This is a genomic window from Mycobacterium sp. (genome assembly GCF_036490025.1).
GTDB lineage: Bacteria > Actinomycetota > Actinomycetes > Mycobacteriales > Mycobacteriaceae > Mycobacterium.
Genome location: NZ_DASXEP010000043.1, coordinates 1 through 24,087, shown reverse-complemented (window position 1 = coordinate 24,087; position 24,087 = coordinate 1). Strand labels below are relative to the sequence as shown.

Below are 24,087 nucleotides of genomic sequence, written 5' to 3'. Positions count from 1 at the left end.
CTCAAGCTATCAGTTGTGTTGACGTTGTCAACTCAAATGCAGGCTTATGCTCTGCGGGTGACGACCCGAGCGGAGAGCGCGGCGGCCACCCGACGTTCGCTGATCGACGCGGCGGGCGCGTTGCTCGACCTCGGCGGGCCGGAGGCGGTGACCCTGCGCGAGGTGGGGGCCCGTAGCGGCGTGTCGCGCTCGGCGGCCTACCGGCATTTCGTCGACAAGGAATCTCTGCTCACGGTGGTCGCCACCAATGCGATGACCGAGCTGGGTGATGCGCTGGAAGTGCTTGCGGCCAGCGAGGATTCGGCCGAGGCATGCTTGCGGTCGGGTCTGCTCGCACTGATCGACATCGGCCGCACCCGACCGCACCTGTATCGGCTGATGTTCACCACTCCGGCGGGTGATCCCGCGGCGGCCGTCCGGTCGGCAGAACGCACCCAGAACCTGTTCCTCGACATCGTCGGTCGCATCACAGGTCCGCGGCGCGCCCAACGCTATGGCGCGTTGCTGCTGACGACTGCCCACGGCATTACCGGGCTAGATCTGAGCGGCCATATGGACTTGGACAAGTGGCATACCACCGCCGAAGAACTCGTCGACACCGTCATCTCCGTGTTGCCAAAGTCGAATTAGCCCGACGCATGTGGTCGCCCGCGAAGCAGGCTGACGAACGCCTCCGCGGCCGCGTTCACGCCGGCCTCGTCGCCGGTGGCGACCAGGTCGAGCAGCAGCCCACGAATCACTGCCAGCCCGAGTCGTGCCGCGGCGGGCTCGGCAATACCCTCGGTGAGGGCCAGCCAGTCGTCGACTGCGCCCGGAACCATTCGGTCGAATGGCTGTTCCCCGTTGGCCGCTCGCGCGTAGCACTCGAAGAAAAGGCGTTCGAAGGGGCGCAATTGTGGCCGGCGGACGTCGGCCCACATCGCGGCGAAGTGATCGGCCGGGTTCGCCGGCAGATCCGGCAGGACGGACATCTGGCGCCGCTCGACTTCCTCGACGATCGCCACCAGCATCTCTTCTCGAGACCGGAAGTGGTGCAACAACATTCGATGACTTGTACCGACCGCTTCAGCTACATCGCGTAAGGAGCGGTCGCCGATACCGCCGGCGGCGAACTCCTCGACCAGCGTTTCCAGTAGCTGACGGCGCCGGCTCCGGTCAGGAGAGCGTGCCATCGGCATGGTGGAGCTGCTCGGAGCGGGTCTTGAGCCCTTGGGCTTCGAGTTGGAGGAACCGCTTGGTCTTTTTGACCATCAACCGCGCGACCAGTGCGCCGAGCACGCCACGCTGGTCGAGTTGCTGGCGCACCACGGTGTGCCCGTCGGGCTGGGCGATGACGTCGTGGCGAGCGGTCGCGAGTGCGCCGGGCGCGCGTTGCACCCACGTCCAGGACAGGCCCGGATCGATTTCGGTCACCGTCCATGTCAGCTTCGACATACCCGGCTGCTTGATCGAAAACCGTTTCCCAACAGCCAAGTTGGCGCCATCTCGGCCGACCAGCGACGTCACCGATGCGGTCCATTCGGGCCAGCGTTCGACGTCGCTGAACACTTCCCAGACCAACTGCGCCGGAGCCTCGATCTCGACGCTGTCTTCGATTAGCATGTACCAAATGGTACATCCAAATGGAGGTGCCTAGAGGTGAACAAGTTGTCGATCCCGGGTATCCGGATGCGTAACGGTTATCTGACACGAACCCGTGCGCGACACGCGAACACAAGCACTTGTGTTCCATCGCCCTGTCACACCCCAGGGGTAGTGTTTGTGGCCTAAGCAACGTCGACTATCCGACCTGGTGAAGTGGGGTTCTGGTGACCGATGGAATGAAGCTGATCGACCGCGTCTCCGCGATCAACTGGAACCGTCTGCACGACGAGAAGGACGCAGAGGTCTGGGACCGGCTGACCGGTAATTTCTGGCTGCCCGAGAAGGTGCCGGTGTCCAACGACATCCCGTCGTGGGGGACGCTGACGCCCAACGAGAAGCAGCTGACGATGCGGGTGTTCACCGGGCTGACCCTGCTGGACACCATTCAAGGCACGGTCGGGGCGGTCAGTCTGATTCCGGACGCGCTCACGCCGCACGAGGAGGCGGTGTACACCAACATCGCGTTCATGGAGTCGGTGCACGCCAAGAGTTACAGCTCGATCTTCTCCACGCTGTGCTCCACCGTCGAGATCGACGAGGCCTTCCGTTGGTCGGAGGAGAACCCGAACCTGCAGCGCAAGGCCGAGATCGTGATGCAGTACTACCGCGGCGACGAGCCACTCAAGCGCAAGGTGGCCTCCACGCTGCTGGAGAGCTTCCTGTTCTACTCCGGGTTCTACTTGCCGATGTACTGGTCGAGCCGGGCCAAGCTGACCAACACCGCCGACCTGATCCGGCTGATCATCCGCGACGAGGCCGTGCACGGCTACTACATCGGCTACAAGTATCAAAAGGGCCTGGCGCTCGAAGACGCGGCTCGGCAGGCCGAGCTCAAGGACTACACCTACGAGCTGCTTTTCGAGCTCTACGACAACGAGGTCGAGTACACCCAGGATCTTTACGACGAGGTCGGTCTGACCGAAGACGTCAAGAAGTTCTTGCGCTACAACGCCAACAAGGCGTTGATGAACCTCGGTTACGAGGCGCTGTTCCCGCGCGACGAGACCGACGTCAACCCGGCGATCCTGTCGGCCCTCTCGCCGAACGCCGACGAGAACCACGACTTCTTCTCCGGCTCCGGCTCCTCATACGTGATCGGTAAGGCCGTCGTCACCGAAGACGAGGACTGGAACTTCTAGGAGCCGCGGGCCCCCATGCGTCTTCGGCTGATCTTGCAACCCGCGTGGGTGCGATTCGCGGTGTGGGCGGTGTTCCTCGCTGTCTGGTGGGGTCTGTTCACCAGCCTGCAGTCGGGCTACGGGTTCGAAAGTGCTGTCTTGTCCGCCATCGTCTTCGGCGCCGCGGTTGGCGGATATTTCACGGTGACGACGCAAAGCATGCACCGCGCGGCCCAAGAGGCGGTGTCCGGACTGGACCGATCGGGGCGTTCCGCGGCGATCAACGCGGTGGTGCGGGGCGTCGAGCCCGCTGATCCCGACGTGCGGGCGTCGGCAACCCGGCTCGGCAGGATCTACCTGCGCAACAAGTCGGCTGATGAGTTGAAGCGTACGCAGCTGTGGTCCTGGTTCGCGGTGGGGATCTTGGTCGTCGCGGTCGTCGCTGGGGCAGTGCTGTTCGACAACGACCGGTTGCCCTTCGTTGTGCTCGCCGTCTTGGCCGCGATCTTGCTGCCGGTGTCGTTGCTCAGCGCGCGCCGAATTCAACGAAATGTCGCCCTGCTGACCCGGGGGCCGGTCTGATCTCCTGCTCGCCGCGCACGTGAACGGCGCATGAATTGTGTGACCAGTCAGCTGCGAAAGTGGCGTCGTGGACCCGGCACCCGTGACACTGGTGAGGTGGCGATAACTCCATCTTCCGCAGCGTCCTCGGCGGCTAACTTCTTCCGTTCAGTAGTCCGGTGGCTGCAGGTCGGCTACCCCGATGGAGTACCCGGGCCCGACCGGCTCGCGCTGCTGGCGTTGCTGCGCAGCACACCGCTGAGCGACGAAGAGATCACCGAAGTCGTCGATTCGATCGACGAGGAAGAGCTGTCGAACGGCACGGTCGACCGTGACGTAATCGCGGACTTCATCTCGGACATGACGCACTACGACGCGGGTCCGGAGAACATTGCCCGGGTGGCCGCCAGGCTCGCCGCCGCCGGCTGGCCACTGTCGGGTATCAGCGAGCAGGCCGACGCGTCGGCGGCCTCAAGGACTAACTCACAAAGTTGACGTGTCGATCACGAAGCGGTAGCGCACGTCGCTGGCCAGCACACGCTCGTAAGCTTCGTTGACGTAATCTGCCTCGATCACTTCGATTTCGGGCAAGGTGTTGTGCTCGGCGCAGAAGTTCAGCATCTCCTGGGTTTCGGCGATGCCGCCGATGTTGGACCCCGACAGGCTGCGACGCCCCAGCGCCAGCGGGAAGGCCGGCACCGCCATCGGGTGCTCGGGGATACCCAGCTCGACGAGCGTGCCGTCGACGTCAAGCAGGTTCAGGTAGTCGCCGAGGTCGAGGTTCGCCGAGACGGTGTTCAGGATGAGGTCGAAGCCGTTGCGCAACTTCTTGAAGGTGTCGCGGTCGGCGGTGGCGTAGTAGTGGCCGGCGCCCAGGCGCAGCCCGTCTTCCATCTTCTTCAGCGACTGCGAAAGCACGGTCACCTCGGCGCCCATCGCCGCGCCGAGCTTCACGCCCATGTGCCCCAGGCCGCCCAGTCCGATGACCGCCAGCCGGGTGTCGGGTCCGGCCTTCCAGTGCCGCAGCGGTGAAAACAGCGTGATGCCCGCGCACAGCAGTGGGGCCGCGGCGCCCAGCGGCAGCGAGTCGGGGATGTGGACGACGAAATTCTCGTTGACGACGACTGCCTGGCTGTAGCCGCCCTGCGTCACCGTGCCGTCTTTGTCGATGGAGTTGTAGGTGAACGTCGCGCCGTTTTTGCAGTACTGCTCGAGGCCTGCTTTGCAGCGGCTACATATGCCGCAGGAGTTCACCATGCAGCCCACACCGACGTGGTCGCCGACCTTGTGCTTGGTGACCTCGGAGCCGACGGCGGTTACGACGCCGGCGATTTCGTGACCGGGCACCACGGGGTAGTTGGCCTGGCCCCATTCGCCTTTGGCGGTGTGAATGTCGGAGTGGCAGATCCCGGCGAACTTGATCTCGATGGCCACGTCGTGGGGGCCGGGGTCGCGGCGGGTGATCGTGGTCTTGGTCAGCGGCTGCGTCGCCGAAGTAGCGGTGTAAGCGGAAACAGTGCTCATCAGCAATCCTCTTGAATGCGCGGGGTTTCGTATCGAATTTATTGGATGCGGTCGACTTTAGCATAGATAGACTATGTATTTTGCCCGGTGCGTTCGATCTCACACCGCCGGTCAGTTACTGCGTCAGTTAATTGATGGGAGCGTTGAGCCAGCGCAGGTCGTCGATGATGCCGCGGGCGGCGATTACGCCCTCGCCGGTCTGCCAGATTTCGTTGTTGACCACGAAGACCCGGTTGTCGCGGGTGGCCGACAGTCTGCGCCACGAGTCGCTGTCGAAGATCGTGGGGGCGCGGTCCTTGGCGGTCGGTGAGTCGAACGACACGTATACGACGTCGGCGTCGGCAGCGGAGAAGTCCGCGTTGTTCGCCAAGTCGGCGTCAGTGCTGCCGTGCTCGATGAAAGGCTTGTCGGTAAACCGTTGCGCCGCAGGGCGATCGACGCCGATCGCGGTCAACACGCTGGCCGGGAAGTTGTCGGCCCCATAGATCCGAACGGCGTTCTCGGTGAACTGCACGATCGATGCCTGGAAATGGCCGGCGTCGTGCGCGGCGCCGTCGTCGTGGGCCTTGGTGGTGAACTGGTCGATCAGGCCGCCTGCGGCATCGGACCGCGCGGTCGCCTCGCCCACCCCGCGCAGGTTGTTCCGCCAGGCCGCACCGGCCGAGCCGGTGAACACCGTCGGCGCGACGGCTGCCAATGCCGAGTACAGCTTCGGCGTCAGGGCTTGCGAGCCCAGAATCAGGTCGGGCTTGGCGGCCTTGATCGCGGCCAGGTCGGGGTTGCTGCGGGTGCCCAGGCCCGGCAGCTTGTGCACCACGGTGCCCAGATACGACGGTTGGTCCGGTGAGCCGTCCGGCGTCGCGGCCCCGACAATGCGCAACTGCAGGCCCAACGCACACAGGGCGTCGAGCTGGTCGCCGGCGAGCACGACGATGCGCTGCGGATCATCCGGCACCTCGGCCGTGTCGTGCTGCACTCCGGCCGCGTTGTGGGCAGTCCGCGTCGCCGGTCCAGGATCCGGGCCGGCTGGTTCGGGTGCGCACGACTCGTCCGGCCGGCGCTGGTTGCCCAACACGCCCGCCCCCGCGATCTGGGTGGTGCTGGTGATCACCGACGCCGACGACGCGCCGCGTCCACCGGATGGCCCTGAGCTGCAACCGCTGCACACGGCGGCGACAATCACAGCCGCGGCGGCGACGGACAGCGCGGGTCGGATAGCCCTGAGCAGCACGGGTCCGACGTTAACAGCCGCCCAGCTGAAGCCGGGTTCGGCAAGTGCGCGACCGCGGCGGCCAAAAAATGTTCACCGGCTTATTACGACGGTTTGTAGGACCTGTCCGTCGTCGCGCCTACTCGACGGCTAGACTCAACAGCCACTGATCCCAGTTGCCCTGCTCGACGTTTGGAGGAGCTCTTGACTGCCGAAGCGCCCCCGCTGGGAGAACTCGAGGCCAGTCGCCCGTACCCGCCCCGGACCGGCCCTAAAGGCAATCTGGTCTATCGGCTGATCACCACGACCGATCACAAGCTGATCGGGATCATGTATGTCGTCACCTGCTTCATCTTCTTCTTCATCGGCGGGCTGCTGGCGCTACTGATGCGTACCGAATTGGCCGCGCCGGGACTGCAGTTCCTGTCCAACGAACAGTTCAACCAGCTGTTCACCATGCACGGCACGATCATGCTGCTGTTCTATGCGACGCCGATCGTGTTCGGCTTCGCCAACCTGGTGCTGCCGCTGCAGATCGGCGCGCCCGACGTGGCGTTCCCGCGTCTCAACGCGTTCTCGTTCTGGCTGTTCCTGTTCGGCGCGACGATCAGCATGGCCGGGTTCATTACGCCCGGTGGCGCCGCCGACTTCGGTTGGACCGCGTACACGCCGTTGACCGACGCCATCCACTCACCGGGCGCCGGCGCCGACTTGTGGATCATGGGGTTGATCGTCGCCGGTCTGGGCACCATCCTGGGCGGCGTCAACATGATCACCACGGTCGTGTGTATGCGAGCCCCGGGCATGACGATGTTCCGGATGCCGATCTTCACCTGGAACATCTTGGTGACGTCCATCCTGGTGCTGCTGGCGTTTCCGCTGCTGACCGCCGCTCTGTTCGGGCTGGCCGCCGACCGGCACCTGGGCGCCCACGTCTACGACTCGGCCAACGGCGGAGTTCTGTTGTGGCAGCACCTGTTCTGGTTCTTCGGTCACCCCGAGGTCTATATCGTGGCGTTGCCGTTCTTCGGAATCGTGACCGAGATATTCCCGGTGTTCTCCCGTAAGCCGATCTTCGGCTACACCACGCTGGTCTACGCGACGCTGTCGATCGCCGCGTTGTCGGTCGCGGTGTGGGCACACCACATGTTCGCCACCGGCGCGGTGCTGCTGCCGTTCTTCTCGTTCATGACCTACCTGATCGCAGTGCCGACCGGGATCAAGTTCTTCAACTGGGTCGGCACGATGTGGAAGGGGCAGTTGACGTTCGAGACGCCGATGCTGTTCTCGATCGGCTTCATGATCACCTTCCTGCTGGGCGGCCTGACCGGAGTGCTGCTGGCCAGCCCGCCGCTGGACTTCCATGTCACCGACAGCTACTTCGTGGTCGCGCACTTCCACTACGTGCTCTTCGGCACCATCGTGTTCGCCACCTTCGCCGGCACCTACTTCTGGTTCCCGAAGATGACCGGCCGTCTGCTCGACGAGCGGCTGGGCAAGCTGCACTTCTGGTTGACGTTCATCGGTTTCCACACGACGTTCCTGATTCAGCACTGGCTGGGTGATATCGGAATGCCGCGTCGCTACGCCGATTACCTGCCCACCGACGGGTTCCAGCCCTACAACGTCGTGTCGACGATCGGCGCGTTCATCCTTGGCGTGTCGATGATCCCGTTCGTCTGGAACGTCTTCAAGAGCTGGCGCTACGGCGAAGTGGTCACCGTCGACGACCCGTGGGGATACGGCAACTCGCTGGAGTGGGCGACCAGTTGCCCGCCGCCGCGGCACAATTTCACCGAGCTGCCGCGTATTCGCTCCGAGCGTCCCGCGTTCGAGCTGCACTACCCGCACATGGTGGACCGGCTTCGCGCTGAGGCTCACGTCGGCCGGGCTCACGGCCCGTCGGACGACGACGTCACCCGATCCGACGACCTCAGCGTCCGCACGTAATGGCCTCTAGCGGAGGCAATTTGGGGTGAGTACACCCCGCAAGGTGTCGGCGTTGATCACCGTCACCGGTCACGACAAGCCAGGTGTGACGTCGGCGCTCTTCGAAGTTCTCTCCGGGCATGCGGTTGAGCTGCTCAACGTCGAGCAGGTGGTGATCCGCAACCGGTTGACGTTGGGCGTGCTGGTGTCGGCGCCGCGGGAAGTTGCCGAAGGCAAGGCATTTCGCGATGAAGTCGAGGCTGCGATCCACGCGGTCGGTCTGGACGTGAGTATCGAGCGCAGCGATGATCTGCCGGTGATCCGGGATCCCTCGACGCATACGATCATGGTGCTGGGCCGACCGATCACCGCCGAAGCGTTCGGCGCGGTGGCCCGCGAGGTAGCCGCCCTGGGCGTCAACATCGACCTCATTCGCGGCGTCTCCGACTACCCGGTCACCGGCCTGGAGTTGCGGGTGTCCGTGCCGCGCGGGATCGGGCGCCAGCTGCAGGCGGTGCTGACCCGGGTGGCCGCTGATGTGGGCATCGACGTGGCGCTGGAGGACTACAGCATCGCGCGGCGCGCCAAACGGCTGATCGTGTTCGACGTCGACTCGACGTTGATCCAGCAGGAAGTCATCGAGATGCTCGCCGCCCGGGCGGGCGCCCTGGACGCGGTCGCCGCGATCACCGAAGCCGCCATGCGGGGCGAGTTGGACTTCGCCGAGTCGCTGTACCAGCGAGTCGGCACGCTGGCCGGCCTGCCCGCCGAGGTGCTCGACGAAGTCGCCCAGGACCTGAAGCTGACCCCCGGCGCCCGGACCACACTGCGTACGCTGCGCCGGCTGGGCTACCACGTGGGCGTGGTCTCGGGGGGATTCCGGCAGGTCATCGGACCGTTAGCGCACGAGCTGATGCTGGACTTCGTCGCCGCCAACGAATTGGAGATCGTCGATGGCAAACTCACCGGGCGAGTCGTCGGCCAGATCGTCGACCGCGCGGGTAAAGCCAAGGCGCTGCGGGACTTTGCCCATCAGGCCGGGGTGCCGATGGCCCAAACCGTCGCGGTCGGTGACGGCGCCAATGACATCGACATGCTGGCCGCGGCCGGCCTGGGGGTGGCGTTCAACGCGAAACCCGCGCTGCGGGAAGTCGCCGACGCGTCGCTGAGCCACCCATACCTGGACACCGTGCTGTTTCTGCTCGGTGTGACGCGCGGCGAGATCGAGGCCGCTGACGCGCTCGACGGCGGCGTGCGTCGCGTCGACATCCCGCCCGAATAAGTCGGCGAGCAGACGCAGAATCGCGTCAGCATTGTCGGTTTTGTGCGATTCAGCGTCTGCTCGCGGGAGGTGACGACCCGACAACCGCTGGAGGGTGGCGGTACGGCACGATGGTCGGGTGGCCGACCAGACTAGCGCGGGAGTCGACCCCGATCTGCTGATTGACTTCACCGACGTGTCGCTCCGCCGCGACGGCCACGTGCTGGTCGGACCCGTGACCTGGTCGGTCGAGCTCGACGAACGCTGGGTGATGATTGGCGCCAACGGCGCCGGCAAGACGTCGTTGTTGCGCATCGCCGCCGCCGCCGAGCATCCATCATCGGGGGTCGCGTACGTGCTGGGCGAACGCCTCGGCCGGGTCGACATGTCCGAGCTGCGCTCGCGGGTGGGCTTGAGTTCCTCCGCGCTGGCGCAACGGATTCCGGGCAACGAAGTGGTCCGCGATCTGGTCGTCTCGGCCGGCTACGCGGTGCTGGGCCGCTGGCGGGAGCGCTACGAGGACGTCGACTACGCCCGGGCGGTGGACATGCTGGAAAGCCTGGGCGCCGAGCATCTAGCCAACCGCACCTACGAAACCCTGTCAGAGGGCGAGCGCAAGCGAATCCTGATCGCTCGCGCGTTGATGACCGACCCTGAGCTGCTGCTTCTCGACGAACCCGCCGCCGGTCTCGACCTGGGCGGACGCGAAGAGCTCGTTTCACGGCTGGCCGATCTGGCCGCCGACCCCGACGCGCCCGCGCTGGTCCTGGTCACCCATCACGTCGAGGAGATTCCGCCCGGCTTCAGCCACTGCATGTTGTTATCGGAGGGACAGGTCGTCGCGGCGGGCCTGTTGTCCGACGTGCTGACCGCAGAGAATCTGTCCGCGGCGTTCGGCCAGTCGATCGCGGTGGACGTGATCGACGGGCGTTACTTCGCCCGTCGCACTCGCACCCGCCCGGCCCATCGGAGGCGCAGATGACTGACGACGCGTACGTGCCGTTGCCGGCGCGGCCGGCCGCGACCGTGGTGCTGGTGCGCCAACAGCCAGCGGGCGAAGGCGGTCTAGCCGTCTTTCTGATGCGACGGCATGCCGCAATGGAATTCGCCGCTGGAACCATGGTTTTCCCCGGCGGCGGCGTCGACGACCGCGACCGCAACGCCGACATTGCCTGGGCGGGTCCGGGACCGGCGTGGTGGGCGCAGCGGTTCGGCACCGACACCGAACTGGCCGAGGCGCTGGTGTGCGCCGCTGCGCGCGAGACCTTCGAGGAATGCGGCGTGCTGTTCGCCGGCCCGGCGGACGATCCGGCCGCCATCGTCGGCGACGCGTCGGTGTACCGCGAATCGCGCCAGGCGCTGGCCGACCGGACGCTGTCGTTCGCCGACTTCCTGCGCCGGGAAAACCTTGTGTTGCGGGCCGATCTGCTTCGGCCGTGGGCCAACTGGGTGACCCCCGAAGTCGAGCGCACCCGCCGCTACGACACCTACTTCTTCGTCGGGGCGCTGCCAGAAGGTCAGCGTGCCGACGGCGACAACACCGAATCCGACCGTGCGGCGTGGACGACGCCGCGGGCGGCCATCGCCGACTTCGAAGGTGGTCGCTGCTTCCTGCTGCCGCCCACCTGGACACAGCTGGACTCGCTGAACGGGCACACGGTAGCCGACGTGTTGGCGGTGGAGCGCCAGATCGTGACTGTGCAACCGAACGTTGAAATCGACGGCGACAACTGGGTTTTCGAGTTCTTCGACTCCGACCGCTATCACCGCGCTCGCAAAGCCGGCGGAATGGGGTGGCGGCTTTGACCGAGTTCGTCAGCGTCCACCTGGGCGCCGACCATCCGGGTATCGGGACGTTAGCGCTGACGCGGCCGCCGACGAATGCCATGACGCGGCAGGTGTATCGGGAAATCGAGCGGGCCGCCACCGAGGTCGGCAACCGCGATGACATCGCCGCGGTCATCTTGTTCGGCGGCCATGAGATCTTCTCGGCCGGCGACGACATGCCTGCGCTGAGGAAGTTGACCACGCCGGAGGCCGAGAGCTGGATACGCGTGCACCGCGCCGCGATCGAGGCCGTCGCGGCAATCCCCAAGCCCACGGTCGCGGCGATCACCGGCTACGCGTTGGGCGCCGGCCTGGGCTTCGCGCTGGCCGCCGATTGGCGGGTGAGCGGCGACAACGTCCGGTTCGGCGCGACGGAGATCCTGGCCGGCTTGGTTCCCGACGGCGGCGGCATGGCGCGGCTGGTCCGCGCGGTCGGAACCAGCAGGGCCAAGGAGCTGGTGTACAGCGGCCGGTTCTTCGACGCCGAAGAGGCGCTCGAGCTGGGACTGGTCGACGAATTGGTGGCCCCTGACGCCGTGTACGACGCCGCCGCGGCCTGGGCGAGCCGCTTCCTCGACGGACCGCGGTCCGCGCTCGCTGCGGCCAAAGCCGGCATCGACGACGTCTTCGCGCCGGCCGCGCCCGACCGGTTAGACGCCGAATGCCGTCGCTACCTGGACGTATTCGCCGACAGTCGGCGGTGGCCGGCCGTCCGAACAACTTAAAAATAACTGAGAAATGCCTTTGCATAGCGTGAGAGCTGGCCGGTACTATGGGCTGGCTCACATCGTCGTCGGCGCGAATGGAGGTCGAACTGATCTTCCGGGCAACCCGCCGCAGTCGCGCCGTCGGTATCAGTACCGCGGTCGCGGCGTTCGCTGCGTTCGGTCTGACGGCGACATTTAGCCCGCCCGTCGCGCATGCCGACGACTTCGGCCTCGGCGACCTGATCAGCGACCTCATCGCCGGCGCGAGTTCAGCCGAACTCGGCACCCAAGGCATCGATCAGGCGCTCGCGGTGACCGCGTCGGGCGCGGAAACGTTGTCCGCGGCAGGGCTTTTCCAGCAATACATCTACGACCCGCTGCACGCCGGCGTGGAGAGCTGGATCAACAGCTCCTTCGGTGAGCAGCTCGACCATCTGATCAATACCGCGTCGGGACAATTCTTGATCGGCGACGGCGCCGCGGGCACCCAACTTGACCCCAACGGCGGCGACGGCGGGCTGTGGTTCGGTGACGGCGGCAGCGGCTGGGACAGCAATGAAGCGGGCATGGCCGGCGGCTCCGGCGGCGACGCTGCGGGCTTCTTCGGAAACGGTGGGGATGGGGGACTGGGCGGTCTCGGCGCCGGGGGCGGCGACGGCGGGGACGCCGGCTCGCTGTTCGGTATCGGCGGCGACGGCGGTAACGCGGGCGACGGTGCCACGGCCGCCGGTCTGCCCGCGCTCGGCGGGGCCGGTGGCAATGCCGGTGCGTTCGGCGAGCACGGCATGGTCGGCGACTTCGGCACGCTGACCGCGGGCCAGACCGCGGACCCCGAGGGGTCGCTGCTGCCGCTCGGAACGTCCGGCGACTGGCTGACCAACAGCGACGGCCAGGTCGTCATCCTGCATGGGCTCAACGAGGTGTACAAGGTGGCACCGGGCGAGCCGTCAGCGTCGGGGTTCAGCGACGACGACGCCGCGTTTTTAGCCGAAAACGGTTTCAACGCAGTGCGAGTGGGCGTCATCTGGTCCGACCTCGAGCCCGAGCCCGGCATTTTCGACCCCGAGTATTTGAACTCGATCGAACAAACCGTCCAAACCCTGGGCAACCACGGCATTTACAGCATCATCGACTTCCACCAGGACGCGTACAGCACCGCGTTCGGCGGCGAAGGCGCACCGGACTGGGCGGTGCAGACCGACGGGGTGGCCAACCCCTCGCTGCCGTTCCCGTACAACGAGTTCTTCAATCCAGCAGAGCAGCAGGCCTGGGAGTCGTTCTGGTCGAACGCCGACGCCCCGAACGGTATAGGCCTGGAGAACAACTACAGCCAGATGTTGGAGTATGTCGCCAATGCCTTCAACGGCAACTCCAACGTGGCCGGATTCGAGCTCATGAACGAGCCATCGCCGGGCATATCGTCGTTCCTGTCGACCCTGTTCGGCAACCCGTTCTTCGACAGTCAGCAGCTGACTCCGTTCTACGACCAGGGTGCCGATGCGATCCGGGCGGTCGATCCGAGCACACCGATTTTCTTCGAACCCAACGTCCTTTCCAACGCGGGCGTGCCCACCGACCTTGGCCATGTGGACGCCACGAACACCGTCTTGTCATTCCACGACTACTGCGAGTTCAACCTCGGCCCGCTCGGGTGCATACCGAGCGTCGCCGGGATCGTGGGCAACGCCGAGAACTACGCGGAGGCACAGGGAATCCCGGCCTTCATGACCGAGTTCGGCGCCACCAGCGACCAAGCGGAGATCTTGGCCCCGATGCAGGGAGCCGACCAGCACCTGGTCGGGTGGACGGAGTGGGCCTATTCGGGTCAGGGCGACATCACCACCAGCGCGAATCCGCCGGGTTCGGAGTCGCTGGTCTACAACCCTGAGCTACCTCCGACCGGCGACAACGTCAACACCGCCAACCTGGAGACCCTCGCCGAGCCATACCCGCAGCTGGTCTCCGGTACCCCGGATTCCTACTCGTTCGACAACGGAACCTTCCAGTTCAGCTACTCCACCGACGAGCCCGACGGGCTGGGCAGCTTCCCGGCCGGATCGCAGACCACCATCGCCATCCCCGCCGTCGAGTTTCCGGACGGCTACCAGGTCAGCGTGACCGGTGGCGAAGTGATCTCCGCCCCCAATGCCGCGGAGCTGGTGATCGCTTCGAACGCCGGGGCCGGCGCCGTCACCGTCACGGTCAGCGCCGCCGCAAGCTAGCGGGGCAATCGAATTTAGCCGGGCAATCGAAGAGAGCCAGGGTGCCTGCTGAGCCGGTGGGCCGATAGGCTGGGCGACCATGACCAGTATCGACCCGGCACCGCAGCCGCACGCCACCGCGGAGCAGGTTGAGGCCGCCCGACACGACAGCAAGCTGGCCCAAGTGCTCTATCACGACTGGGAAGCGGAGAGCTACGACGAGAAGTGGTCGATCTCCTATGACCAGCGCTGCATCGACTATGCGCGGGACTGCTTCAACGGCGTCGTCCCCGACGACGAGATTCATCGGCTGCCCTACGACCGTGCCCTCGAGTTGGGTTGCGGCAGTGGCTTTTTCCTACTCAACCTGATCCAGTCGGGGGTGGCCCGGCGGGGCTCGGTCACCGACCTTTCGCCCGGCATGGTCAAAGTTGCCACCCGCAACGGGCAGTCGCTGGGGCTGGACATCGACGGCAGGGTCGCCGACGCCGAGCGCATCCCCTACGATGACGGCATCTTCGATCTGGTAGTCGGACACGCTGTGCTGCATCACATTCCCGACGTCGAACAGTCACTGCGTGAGGTGATGCGAGTGTTGCGGCCGGGCGGCCGGTTCGTGTTCGCGGGCGAGCCCACCACCATCGGCAATGGATACGCCCGGGCGTTGGCGGACCTGACGTGGAATCTCACCATCCGCGCGGTGAAGCTTCCCGGTCTGGGCAGTTGGCGCCGCCCGCAGGCCGAAATCGACGAGAACTCCCGGGCCGCGGCCCTGGAGTGGATCGTCGACCTGCACACCTTCTCGCCGCGCGACCTGGAGGAGATGGCCGCGCGGGCCGGCGCCGTCGACGTCGACACCGCCACCGTCGAGTTCACTGCGGCGATGCTGGGTTGGCCGGTGCGCACATTCGAGTCGACCGTGCCGCCGGGGAAGCTCGGCTGGGGTTGGGCACGATTCGCGTTCGGCAGCTGGAAGACACTGAGCTGGGTGGACGCCAACGTCTGGCGCCGCGTGGTGCCCAAGGGCTGGTTCTACAACGTCGAGCTCACCGGGACCAAGCCGTCCTGACGTTCGGCCTCGACGACGTCGCCTACCTGACGTCGGATGAGGGCTCGGCTGCGCTGGCCGTGGTCGAAGCCCTTCCGCTGACCGACCGAATCAGCGAGATCGCCTCACTACGAGCGCGATTCGGCGACCGAACGCCGGTGTTGGTGGAAACGGTGTTGCTGCGACGCCGCGCGATCGCCAAGCTCTCCGAGCTGCCCGGCACCCGCGATTGGCTGTTCACCGACGAGGCGCTACAGCAAGCCAGCGCTGCGCCGGTCGCGCTGCATCGGTTGAAGCGGTTGCGCGGCAATGCTATTCACGATGTGACTTGCTCGATCGGCACAGAGCTGGCGGCGTTGCGCGGCTCGGCCGCCCGCACGGTCGGCAGCGACGTCGACCCGGTACGGCTGGCGATGGCGCGGCACAATCTCGGCGACGCCGTCGGCCTGTGCCGCGCCGACGCACTCCGCCCGGTTACTCGCGACACAGTGGTGCTGGCCGACCCGGCACGGCGCGGCGGCGGACGGCGGCGCTTCAACCCGCGCGACTATCAGCCCGCCCTGGATGAGCTGATCGAGGCGTACCGGGGCCGGGAATTGGTGGTGAAATGCGCTCCGGGAATAGATTTCGATGCGGTGACGCGGCTTGGCTTCGACGGTGAGATCGAAGTGAGCTCCTATCGCGGGTCGGTGCGAGAAGCTTGCCTGTGGTCGGCGGGCTTGGCCGAATCAGGCGTGCGCCGGCGCGCCAGCATCGTGGACCGCGAGGAACAGGTCACCGACGCCGAGCCGGACGAGTGCCCGGTGCGTACGGCCGGCCGCTGGATCGTCGATCCCGATGGTGCTGTGGTGAGGGCCGGTCTGGTGCGTCACTTCGCCGCACGGCATGGGCTCTGGCAGCTCGACCCGAACATCGCCTACCTGTCCGGCGACCAGCTTCCATCCGGCGTCCGCGGCTTCGAGGTTCTCGAGCAGCTCGCCTTCGATGAGCGCCGACTACGGCAGGCGCTGGCGGGGCTGGACTGCGGCGCGCTGGAGATCCTGGTTCGGGGCGTGGAGGTCGATCCCGATGCGCTACGCCGCCGGCTTGGGTTGCGCGGCAGCGAGTCGCTGTCGGTGGTGATTACCCGGGTCGGCTTGGGTGCTGCTGCGCGCGGGACGGCGTTCGTGTGCCGTCCGTCGCGATAACGGCGCAGACGGATGTACGGCGGAAAAGGCATTTTCCGGAGCAACGGTCCGAATACAAGCTGAGAAAATACTTCAGGTTTTATCAGCTTTTGTTCGGATGTATTGCGCGTCGGTCAATAAACTGAGTCGACCTCAGCGTGGGCGCTGATGAACGAACAACGCGCGCCAATGTGGCGCGGGTGGGGGAAAGGAAATCCGATGTCAAAAGCTGGTGGGATCGTCCGGTTGGGCATGTTGGCCATTGGGTTGGGTTTTGGAGCGGCAGTGGCCGCTCTGCCAGGGACCGCGTCGGCTGACTCCTCCACCGACTGGTTATCTGCGATCGATACTCTTCTGGGGGGCGGTGCCATCATCCCGGCCGCAGACACACCAGGTCTGAATATGGCTATCTCGATTGACGGGGTGTCGCTGATGCAGTCAGGAACCGCGTTCGCCTACTCGGGCAGCAACGGGGACATCGCGATGGCCACCGGCGCGGGCGACACCGCCTACGCTTATGGCACCAACAACTACGCCGACGTCCTCGGCACCAACGACACCGGCATTGCCGGCGGCACTACGGCCGCCAACGCACTCGGCTCGACCGGCGACAACGTCTTCATCGACGGCGATAACGACTACGCGTTCGCCGGAGGCCTGAACGGCATCGATGACGGCGCCGAGATATTCGGTAGCAACGACGCCGCGGAGGCCGGCTCCAGCGCAGTGGGCACGGGCAGCTACGACGTGGCTTACGTCGAGGGCAGCAATCTCGGAAACGCTGATGCGACAGGCGCCAGCTATCTGGTTGACGTGTTGAAGGCCTACGGTGACAGTTCGGCCGACGCCGCCGCTGCCAATAACGCCAGCTTCTGGGCCGACCTGCTGCCCTCAGCTGATGCCACGGGTGCCGCCGCGGGCGGTAACTTCCTGACCGACCTGTGGTCGATATTTGACCCGTCAAGCGCCGCCGCCGACAGTAGCCACCTGTTGTCAGAGATCGCGTCGCTGTTCTGACATCGCTGCCTTCGCGGGTCGGTGGTCTCCGACCCGCGAACGCAGCACGGTGGACACGTTGCCAGCATCTGCTGGCCCGTAGCCGTATCGAACAAAACCTTAGACAAATCGTCCGGTGCGCCGGAACTTCCTCAGCTGTTTCCCAGCCTTTCGCCCTGCTGGGTAGCCGAGGCGTAGGCATGGTCCGTCGTCACGGTGCGGTCGAGAAAAATAGGGAAATCTCCCCATGAACTGCGGCGAGTGCGCGCCGCAGACTGATGTAAGCGCGCCGGGGGCCGGCACGGCTACAGCGAAGCATCACCGGGACATGATGTAGCTGCTGTAGCCTCGCCTACCCCCGGTTGCGCGACAACGTTGGCAGGCGGCGACACGGGCCTGCTTCGGGCTTCCCGGCGGGTTCGCGTTTAGCCACAAGGGTGAACCCGCCAGGATTCGCGCGCGGGGCCAACGAACAGCCCGCGATTTGCCAGCGACGCTAATAGCGTCCAGCGCTGCGGCGCCCGATCGGCCTTTTAGATGGACAAGAACGCATTTTCCGCAATGCCCGTATCGGGCTTGCTGACCCGTGGACCTTTCTCAGGTAACCTGGATTTTACAAAAAGCCCGCCGACTAAACGCTGACCTGCAGCCGGAGCAGATGAACGAATTCCCCTTCCGGTCGACCGGTCGGCGAAAGGGAGTTCACTAATGAACGCTCGCGGCATTGTTCAACTGGGGGCTCTGACATTCGGGATAGCCGCGGCGGTGGCATTGGCGCCCGATCTTGTCGGGTCTGACGATCTGGACATCCACAGCTCAAGCCTCGGCTACGACCTTTCGCCGGTTACCAACAGCGTGGCGAACAATGCGCCGAGCAGCGAAAACATTGTGCCCACCAGTACTTATAGTGGCGGCTTCGCAGTTGATTCCTTGACCGCCGGAGCTGCAGTGCATGCGCCGCAGGGGGGTTGCGAACGGTTACGCCGGCCGAACTGTAATCGCCCGGGGCGACGGTCAGCGCATCGCTAGCAGGGCGGGTGATCAGCCGCGGAAGTCGATCCACCGCCGGTTATCAGCAGCAATAGCCTCCTGGCGGAGGGGCTGCCGAAGTCCTGAACCCGCGCTGGTGAGCCGACGTCGCCGGACGTCCGCGATTTCGGTGGTCAATGCCGCAAATTCGGATGGAGTATCGGTCGAAATGTTCGGTATCTCTCAGGCTGGGCGCAAGGGCTGAACCCAAAGTAAGCAGCGGAAGGCCATACCGGACGTTGCTAATCAGCACAAAAAGCCTGCAAAATCGCCGTGGGCCTGCTCGATCAATACCGGTGACAATCGATATCCGTCTGAACCAGAGCTGAGGACTTTTTCAAGATTTATTAGACTTTGTTCAAACAAAATTGACGCGGACGCATAAGCTAGGCGCACTCGGCGCGGTGGGCGCTGACAGCGATAAGCACGCTTTCTTGGTGTGTGTTGGGGGAAGGAAAATCAATGGGAAGCACTCGTGCTTTGGCTCGGCTGGGGATGCTGGCCATCGGGCTGGGAATTGGCGGAGCAATCGCCTCGTCTCCGGGAATTGCCTCGGCCGACGCGTCAACCGACTGGCTGTCGGCGGTCGATAGTTTTGTCAGCGCTGGGGCCTTCCCGGCGGCCGATACTCCCGAGTTGAATCTGGCCATCTCGTTCGACGGGATGTCGTTGTTCCAAGACGGCACCGCCTACGCCTATACCGGTACCGACGGGGACATCGCTATTGCCAATGGCGCCGGCTCGACCGCTTATGCATTCGGCACCAACAATTACGCCAGCGTCGACGGTGTTGGTTCGACTGCGGTAGCCGGCGCCAACTCCGATGCCCTGGCCGGCGGCTCGTCCGACAACACGGCATTCGTCTTCGGCGACCACAGCTTTGGGTGGGCCGGCACAACCGTTGCCTCGAATCCAGGCAACTTCAACTACGCCGTCATCTTCGGCAACAACGATGGCGCGTGGGCGGGCGGCAACGAGGTAGGTTCCGGAAGTTACGACGGCGCCTATGTCGAGGGGAACGACCTCGGGACAGCGAACGCGCAGGGCGGCGACTACATGGCCGACATCCTGAAGTTCTACGGCGACGGGCCCACTACGACGACGACCGCCGCGGCGGCCGAAAGCGGCAACCATTTGGCTGATCTGCTGGGCAGCGACCCGTCAGGAGCTTTGGCCGACGGCAGTGCCTTCTGGACCGATCTGTTCTCCGGCGACACTGCGGGTGCGTTGTCCGCCGGCCAGGACTTCTGGGCAGACCTGGCGTCGTCGTTCGACCCCGCGGGTGCGGCTGCGGACTCCAGCAACGCCTGGACCGAGCTGTTGTCGGCCTTCGACCCTGCGGGTGCCGCTGCGGACTCCAGCAACTTCTGGACCGAGCTCGCGACGCTGTTCTAAAGGACCAGCCTGCCGGGTCAGCGGCTGCCGTTAGGGAGGACGGTGGCCGCTGGCCCGTGCAGGCGACAACCAACATCGGCCGGGCAGACGTTTGCGGCGCGTCACAACAAGGGCCAGGTACGCTGGCGGCACGGCATTTCAGCCGTTCTGAGTCTGCGAGGACAAGTCGACCGATGCGCAAGATGATGTCGGCCGCGTTGATAGCGGCCGGAGCCCTGCTGGGCTGGTCCGGCGGTGCCCTTGCGGCCGCGGACTCGGCGTGCACCAGCTTGGGCGGCGCGCTCCAGGATGACCAGACCTGCAACGTGCACGCCGCCACGCCCACCTACACGCTGGACATGACGTTTCCGGTGGACTACCCGGACCAGGCGCTGGTCGATTTCCTCACCCAGAATCGGGATGGCTTCGTCAACGTCGCGCAGACGTCCTCGCAGACCTCCGGCCCTCGCGAAGTGCCGTACCAAATGGAAGTCACCTCTGAGCAATACCATTCCGGCCAACCACCCGGCGGAACCCGCAGCGTGGTGCTCAAGGTCTTCGAAGATCTTGGTGGCCCCCGCCCATCGACGTTCTACAAAGGCTTCAACTACGACGTCGGCGGGCAGAAAGCCATCACCTTCGACACGCTTTTCCCGCCGAACACCAAACCGCTCGACTCGATCTACCCGATCGTGCAACGCGAGGTGGGGCGGCAGACCGGCCTCGGCGCGGCGATCCTCCCCGGTTCCGGCCTGGACGCCTCGCACTATCAGAACTTCGCCATCACCGATGACGAGCTGATCTTCTACTTCGCGCCGGGTGAGCTGCTGCCGTCGCTGGCCGGCACCAGCCAGGTCCACGTCCCCCGAAGCGCCATCCCGCCGCTGGCCGTCAAAGGCTAGACCAATTCCCGAATTCCCCGGCCAGTCAGCTCGGGGCGAAGCTGTATACCTGGCCGTCGCTGGTGGCGGTGACGACCCGGCGATCACGGCCGATCGAGACGCCGACGGGATAACCGGTCGCCGCCGGCAGCGGGTAGCTGTTCCGGGTGTGCCCGCTTTCGGGATCGAAGACCAGCAGCGTCATGCCGCGCGCGCCTTCGCCCGGCCCGCCGGTCACCACGGAGTAGCCGATGCCACCGCCGGTCAGGCTCGATGTCGACAGCGGGCTGACGTCGTTGCGTCGCCATAGCTCCTGCGCGTGGTCGCCGGCGTCCTTGAAGGCGACGAGCCGGGTATCCGGCCCGCCCCCCGACACGATCAGGCCGTTCGGTGTCACCGACGGAGGCGTCTGCGCGAGGAACTTCAGCGGAATCGACCATTTCGGTTTGCCGTCGGCGGCGTGCAGCGCCCACAGCCGCTCGTCACGCCCGTTGACGTAAATCGTGGTTCCATCGCTGGACAGCACCGGGCTGGCCAGCACGCCGCCTGCGACCGCGTTGCTGGTCCATTCCCGGGTCAGCAGCGGATTTTGGCCCGGGTGGTACTTCAGGCCGACCAGCGCCGCGGCGGCCGCACCTGGTTCCCACAGGCCGACGATCACCATCCCGGTGGCTTGCGCGAATGCCGGCGCGGCGGCGATCGGGCAACCAGCTCGGGCCGGTCCGCAATCCTCCAGGCCGCGGCTGAAGTCGCTCGGATCGACGTTGTCCACCAGGTCCACCGAATTGCCGACGACGGTGCCGCGATGGCTGTCGAAAACCTGCACCTGACCCAGGTGCGTTACCACCAGCAACTGGCCGTGCTCGAGAATCCTTGGCGTGGAAGGCATTCCCATCACCGGGCGACGCCAGCGGATCCACTGGGTAGGGGGGAAGGACAGGATTGCCCCGGGTTGGCCGACGTAGAGGTTATCGAAGCCGTCGAACAACGGGCTGGCGAGTCCGCCGCCCTGGAAGAGCCGTGTGCACCAGCGCTGCCGGCCGTTGTCGTCGTTCTCCCACTCCATCAGCGAGCAGCCACCCGGTGACTGGGCGTTGGCCGCGAGCCAGTTTCGCGAGCTGAGCGCTACTGCCGCCGCCAGAGACCCCTTCACCGAGCGGGTCCAGCGCAGCGTCAGCTTGTCAGCGCCGGGCATCGCGCGGTAGCTGCTGTTGGCCGCGTCGCCGTACTGCGCCGGCCAACCCTGCGCCGCTGTGGTGTCGACCCACGCATCGGTGTTGCCGCAACCCGCCGCGGCGGCGGTCAGGACAACTGCCGTCACCGTGGATGACCAATGCCGTAGCGCGCGTCGGCGAACTGGCCAGAACACGGTGTAGGTTCCTAATCCTTCCCGGAACGCGATGGCACAGCGGGCATCAGCAGCGATCGAGTACAGCCGAGGGTAACCGGTGCCGGCTCCGGCAGGGCCGATTGCCCGGCGCGCCCCCGCGCCGCAGTAGGCTTTCCGGCCATGACGAGCATGTGGGGTGCCCCGATCCATCGCCGCTGGCGGGGATCGAATCTGCGCGACCCACGCCAGGCCAAGTTCCTCACGCTGGCCTCGCTGAAGTGGGTGCTACGCAACCACGCCTACACGCCCTGGTATCTCGTGCGCTACTGGCGGCTGCTGAAGTTCAAGCTGGCCAACCCGCACATCATCACTCGCGGCATGGTGTTCATCGGCAAAGGCGTCGAGATTCACGCGACACCCGAGCTGGCGCAGTTGGAAATCGGGCGCTGGGTGCACATCGGTGACAAGAACACCATCCGCGCGCACGAGGGCTCGCTGCGCTTCGGCGACAAGGTGGTCTTGGGCCGCGACAACGTCATCAACTGCTACCTCGACATCGAGCTGGGCGATTCGGTGCTGATGGCCGACTGGTGCTACATCTGCGATTTCGACCATCGGATGGATGACATCACCCTGCCGATCAAGGACCAGGGCATTCTCAAGTCGCCGGTGCGTATCGGACCGGACACCTGGGTCGGGGTGAAGGCGACGGTGCTGCGCGGCACCGCCATCGGGCGAGGCTGCGTGCTGGGATCGCACGCTGTGGTCCGCGGCGAAGTGCCGGACTTTGCGATCGCGGTCGGGGCGCCGGCCAAAGTCGTCAAGAACCGGCGGCTGGCATGGGAGACCTCGGCCGCCCAACGTGCCGAGCTGGCGGCGGCGCTGGCCGACATCGAGCGCAAAAAGGCCGCCCGCTGACTTCTGCTCTCAAGTGATGCCTTGGTAGCGGCGCAGCGCCTCGCCGCGCTCGCCGCTGTGGTCGACGATCGGCCCCGGATAGCCGGCTGGCCGATCACCTTTGGTCAGAGTGACGTCATCGACATCGACGAGCTCGGATACCCAGCGCCGCACGTAGCCTCCGGTGGGATCGAACTTCTCGGCCTGCCTGGTCGGGTTGAACACCCGGAAGTACGGCGCGGCATCGGTTCCACAGCCCGCGGACCACTGCCAGCCGTGCTGATTGCTGGCCATATCGCCGTCGACCAGCTGGTCGAGGAACCAGCGCGCGCCCCATTGCCAGGGCAGGTGCAAGTCCTTGACCAGAAACGATGCCACGATCATCCGTACCCGGTTGTGCATGAAACCGGTTTCGCGAAGTTGACGCATGCCCGCGTCGACGATCGGAAACCCTGTCTCGCCGGCTTTCCACACCTCGAAACGCCGCTTGGCTTGCGGGCCGGTATCGGTTTCGATGGCGTTGAAATCGCGGTTCCAGTTCCACCAGACACTATCGGGCCAATGATGCAGCACTGCGGCGTAGAAGTCGCGAAATGCCAACTCCCGCAGGTAAGCTCGCGCGCCGGCACGACGCTGATCCAAGTCGGCGACCATCGTCCGCGGATGGATCGTGCCGAACTTCAGATGCGCTGACATCCGACTCGTTCCATCGTGACCGGGCCGATTCCGTTCGTCGCCGTAGTGCTCGAGCCCTTTGTCGATGAACTTTTTCCACTGCCGCTTCGCGGCCGTCTCACCGGCCGGCAGGTCGAGTTCGACTCCCGAGTCGGGTATCTCTACCGGTTTGGCGCGCTTGCCCAGGCCCTTCGGGTCGACCCAGCTTGCCGACTTGGCGCCGGATTTCGCAGCTGACCGCCAACCGATATCGCGCCATCTGTCGAAGAACGGAGTGAACACCTTGTACGGCTCGCCGTCGTCTTTGGTCACGCGCCCCGGCGACACCAGATACGGCGACCCTGTCGACACCAGCGGCACCTCGCCCAACGCCGAGCGCACGCGATTGTCGCGTTGCCGGCCGTACGGCGCGAAGTCCTCCGAGACATGCACTGACGGCGCCTCGATCTCCTTGGCGAGAGCGGGAATTCGTTCCTCGGGCCGACCCCGCGTCACCAACAGTCGACCGTCGAGATCGTCTCGCAAATTTTGCAGCGAGTCGCACAGAAACTGCATCCGCCGGGCGCCCGATGATGCTTCCAAGCGTGGATCGAGGACAAAGCACGCGAGAACCTCGTCGCTGTCGGCTGCGGCCCGGAGCAGCGGAGGGAGGTCACGCAGCCTGAGATCACGGCGGAACCACAACAACGCGGGCATCAGCGGGTCACCT

The 24,087-nt window shown here is 65.5% G+C and carries 22 protein-coding genes; 16 read left to right on the top strand and 6 right to left on the bottom strand.

Going from position 1 to position 24,087, the window contains the following annotated elements; all coding sequences use genetic code 11:
- The first annotated feature begins 57 nt into the window (after window positions 1–57).
- Window positions 58–630, top strand: a complete 573-nt coding sequence (locus tag VGG53_RS05100; protein WP_331516897.1) for a TetR/AcrR family transcriptional regulator — start codon at window positions 58–60, stop codon at window positions 628–630.
- On the opposite strand, the gene VGG53_RS05095 is transcribed toward VGG53_RS05100, so the two are convergent.
- Together VGG53_RS05095 and VGG53_RS05090 are read right to left on the bottom strand one after the other, a co-directional pair.
- On the bottom strand, window positions 627–1,172 hold the full coding sequence (locus VGG53_RS05095) for a TetR/AcrR family transcriptional regulator (RefSeq protein ID WP_331516933.1): 546 nt from the start codon (window positions 1,170–1,172) through the stop codon (window positions 627–629). The two genes, VGG53_RS05100 and VGG53_RS05095, sit on opposite strands and share 4 nt — an antisense overlap.
- On the bottom strand, window positions 1,156–1,602 hold the full coding sequence (locus VGG53_RS05090; RefSeq protein WP_331516896.1) for an SRPBCC family protein: 447 nt from the start codon (window positions 1,600–1,602) through the stop codon (window positions 1,156–1,158). Before VGG53_RS05090 ends, VGG53_RS05095 begins: the two co-directional genes overlap by 17 nt.
- A gap of 206 nt (window positions 1,603–1,808) precedes the next feature.
- Here VGG53_RS05090 and nrdF point away from each other — a divergent pair, with 206 nt between their 5' ends.
- From nrdF to VGG53_RS05075, 3 genes are all read left to right on the top strand, one after another.
- A complete protein-coding gene (nrdF, locus tag VGG53_RS05085) occupies window positions 1,809–2,783 on the top strand; it encodes a class 1b ribonucleoside-diphosphate reductase subunit beta (protein WP_331516895.1) in 975 nt (324 codons plus the stop codon).
- 15 nt (window positions 2,784–2,798) lie between these two features.
- On the top strand, window positions 2,799–3,344 hold the full coding sequence (locus tag VGG53_RS05080) for a hypothetical protein (RefSeq protein WP_331516894.1): 546 nt from the start codon (window positions 2,799–2,801) through the stop codon (window positions 3,342–3,344).
- A gap of 102 nt (window positions 3,345–3,446) precedes the next feature.
- Window positions 3,447–3,818: a DUF3349 domain-containing protein gene (locus VGG53_RS05075; RefSeq protein ID WP_331516932.1), complete on the top strand. Its 372-nt coding sequence runs from the start codon at window positions 3,447–3,449 to the stop codon at window positions 3,816–3,818.
- On the opposite strand, the gene VGG53_RS05070 is transcribed toward VGG53_RS05075, so the two are convergent.
- A complete protein-coding gene (locus tag VGG53_RS05070) occupies window positions 3,807–4,847 on the bottom strand; it encodes an NAD(P)-dependent alcohol dehydrogenase (protein WP_331516893.1) in 1,041 nt (346 codons plus the stop codon). The two genes, VGG53_RS05075 and VGG53_RS05070, sit on opposite strands and share 12 nt — an antisense overlap.
- Before the next feature lie 127 nt (window positions 4,848–4,974).
- On the bottom strand, window positions 4,975–6,078 hold the full coding sequence (locus VGG53_RS05065) for an iron-siderophore ABC transporter substrate-binding protein (RefSeq protein WP_331516892.1): 1,104 nt from the start codon (window positions 6,076–6,078) through the stop codon (window positions 4,975–4,977).
- 183 nt (window positions 6,079–6,261) lie between these two features.
- On the opposite strand from VGG53_RS05065, the gene ctaD reads away from it, so the two are divergent.
- From ctaD to VGG53_RS05010, 11 genes are all read left to right on the top strand, one after another.
- On the top strand, window positions 6,262–8,007 hold the full coding sequence (ctaD, locus tag VGG53_RS05060) for a cytochrome c oxidase subunit I (protein ID WP_331516891.1): 1,746 nt from the start codon (window positions 6,262–6,264) through the stop codon (window positions 8,005–8,007).
- Window positions 8,008–8,032: 25 nt separating this feature from the next.
- Complete coding sequence (serB, locus tag VGG53_RS05055; protein ID WP_331516890.1) at window positions 8,033–9,268, top strand: phosphoserine phosphatase SerB; 1,236 nt, start codon at window positions 8,033–8,035, stop codon at window positions 9,266–9,268.
- 94 nt (window positions 9,269–9,362) lie between these two features.
- Window positions 9,363–10,229, top strand: coding sequence for an ABC transporter ATP-binding protein (locus tag VGG53_RS05050; protein ID WP_414688885.1), 867 nt, complete (start codon window positions 9,363–9,365; stop codon window positions 10,227–10,229).
- Window positions 10,226–11,053 carry an NUDIX hydrolase gene (locus VGG53_RS05045; protein WP_331516888.1) on the top strand — a complete coding sequence of 276 codons (828 nt, stop codon included), beginning with the start codon at window positions 10,226–10,228 and terminating at the stop codon, window positions 11,051–11,053. Before VGG53_RS05050 ends, VGG53_RS05045 begins: the two co-directional genes overlap by 4 nt.
- Entirely contained in the window at window positions 11,041–11,799 is a 759-nt protein-coding gene (locus tag VGG53_RS05040) for an enoyl-CoA hydratase (protein ID WP_331516887.1), read from the top strand. The genes VGG53_RS05045 and VGG53_RS05040 overlap by 13 nt, the downstream gene beginning before the upstream one ends.
- A gap of 47 nt (window positions 11,800–11,846) precedes the next feature.
- Window positions 11,847–14,003 (top strand): cellulase family glycosylhydrolase, encoded by a 2,157-nt coding sequence (locus VGG53_RS05035; protein ID WP_331516886.1) that lies wholly within the window; start codon window positions 11,847–11,849, stop codon window positions 14,001–14,003.
- Window positions 14,004–14,082: 79 nt separating this feature from the next.
- Window positions 14,083–15,051, top strand: coding sequence for a class I SAM-dependent methyltransferase (locus VGG53_RS05030; RefSeq protein ID WP_331516885.1), 969 nt, complete (start codon window positions 14,083–14,085; stop codon window positions 15,049–15,051).
- Window positions 15,009–16,217: a THUMP-like domain-containing protein gene (locus VGG53_RS05025; RefSeq protein WP_331516931.1), complete on the top strand. Its 1,209-nt coding sequence runs from the start codon at window positions 15,009–15,011 to the stop codon at window positions 16,215–16,217. Before VGG53_RS05030 ends, VGG53_RS05025 begins: the two co-directional genes overlap by 43 nt.
- Window positions 16,218–16,598: 381 nt before the next feature.
- Complete coding sequence (locus VGG53_RS05020) at window positions 16,599–17,213, top strand: hypothetical protein (RefSeq protein ID WP_331516884.1); 615 nt, start codon at window positions 16,599–16,601, stop codon at window positions 17,211–17,213.
- A gap of 1,470 nt (window positions 17,214–18,683) precedes the next feature.
- Window positions 18,684–19,616, top strand: a complete 933-nt coding sequence (locus tag VGG53_RS05015; RefSeq protein ID WP_331516883.1) for a hypothetical protein — start codon at window positions 18,684–18,686, stop codon at window positions 19,614–19,616.
- A gap of 173 nt (window positions 19,617–19,789) precedes the next feature.
- Window positions 19,790–20,497 carry an esterase gene (locus VGG53_RS05010; RefSeq protein ID WP_331516882.1) on the top strand — a complete coding sequence of 236 codons (708 nt, stop codon included), beginning with the start codon at window positions 19,790–19,792 and terminating at the stop codon, window positions 20,495–20,497.
- Between the two features lie 25 nt (window positions 20,498–20,522).
- Here the strand turns inward: VGG53_RS05010 and VGG53_RS05005 are convergent, their stop codons facing one another.
- Window positions 20,523–21,797: a PQQ-binding-like beta-propeller repeat protein gene (locus tag VGG53_RS05005; RefSeq protein ID WP_331516881.1), complete on the bottom strand. Its 1,275-nt coding sequence runs from the start codon at window positions 21,795–21,797 to the stop codon at window positions 20,523–20,525.
- A 189-nt stretch (window positions 21,798–21,986) separates the two neighbouring features.
- Between VGG53_RS05005 and VGG53_RS05000 the strand changes: the two genes are divergently transcribed.
- Window positions 21,987–22,724, top strand: a complete 738-nt coding sequence (locus tag VGG53_RS05000) for an acyltransferase (protein ID WP_331516880.1) — start codon at window positions 21,987–21,989, stop codon at window positions 22,722–22,724.
- Window positions 22,725–22,733: 9 nt separating this feature from the next.
- On the opposite strand, the gene VGG53_RS04995 is transcribed toward VGG53_RS05000, so the two are convergent.
- The gene (locus tag VGG53_RS04995; RefSeq protein WP_331516930.1) at window positions 22,734–24,074 is read right to left on the bottom strand and encodes a deoxyribodipyrimidine photo-lyase; all 1,341 of its coding nucleotides are present in this window, start codon (window positions 24,072–24,074) and stop codon (window positions 22,734–22,736) included.
- Between the last annotated feature and the right edge of the window lie 13 nt (window positions 24,075–24,087).

Excerpts from the sequence above, each read along its gene's own strand:
- VGG53_RS05000 (WP_331516880.1), top strand. The coding sequence starts at position 21,987 with ATGACGAGCATGTGGGGTGCCCCGATCCATCGCCGCTGGCGGGGATCG.
- VGG53_RS05020 (WP_331516884.1), top strand. The coding sequence starts at position 16,599 with ATGGCTATCTCGATTGACGGGGTGTCGCTGATGCAGTCAGGAACCGCG.
- VGG53_RS04995 (WP_331516930.1), bottom strand. The coding sequence starts at position 24,074 with ATGCCCGCGTTGTTGTGGTTCCGCCGTGATCTCAGGCTGCGTGACCTC.
- VGG53_RS05045 (WP_331516888.1), top strand. The coding sequence starts at position 10,226 with ATGACTGACGACGCGTACGTGCCGTTGCCGGCGCGGCCGGCCGCGACC.
- VGG53_RS05030 (WP_331516885.1), top strand. The coding sequence starts at position 14,083 with ATGACCAGTATCGACCCGGCACCGCAGCCGCACGCCACCGCGGAGCAG.
- VGG53_RS05015 (WP_331516883.1), top strand. The coding sequence starts at position 18,684 with ATGGGAAGCACTCGTGCTTTGGCTCGGCTGGGGATGCTGGCCATCGGG.
- VGG53_RS05080 (WP_331516894.1), top strand. The coding sequence starts at position 2,799 with ATGCGTCTTCGGCTGATCTTGCAACCCGCGTGGGTGCGATTCGCGGTG.
- VGG53_RS05095 (WP_331516933.1), bottom strand. The coding sequence starts at position 1,172 with ATGGCACGCTCTCCTGACCGGAGCCGGCGCCGTCAGCTACTGGAAACG.
- VGG53_RS05090 (WP_331516896.1), bottom strand. The coding sequence starts at position 1,602 with ATGCTAATCGAAGACAGCGTCGAGATCGAGGCTCCGGCGCAGTTGGTC.
- VGG53_RS05070 (WP_331516893.1), bottom strand. The coding sequence starts at position 4,847 with ATGAGCACTGTTTCCGCTTACACCGCTACTTCGGCGACGCAGCCGCTG.
- VGG53_RS05010 (WP_331516882.1), top strand. The coding sequence starts at position 19,790 with ATGCGCAAGATGATGTCGGCCGCGTTGATAGCGGCCGGAGCCCTGCTG.
- VGG53_RS05035 (WP_331516886.1), top strand. The coding sequence starts at position 11,847 with ATGGGCTGGCTCACATCGTCGTCGGCGCGAATGGAGGTCGAACTGATC.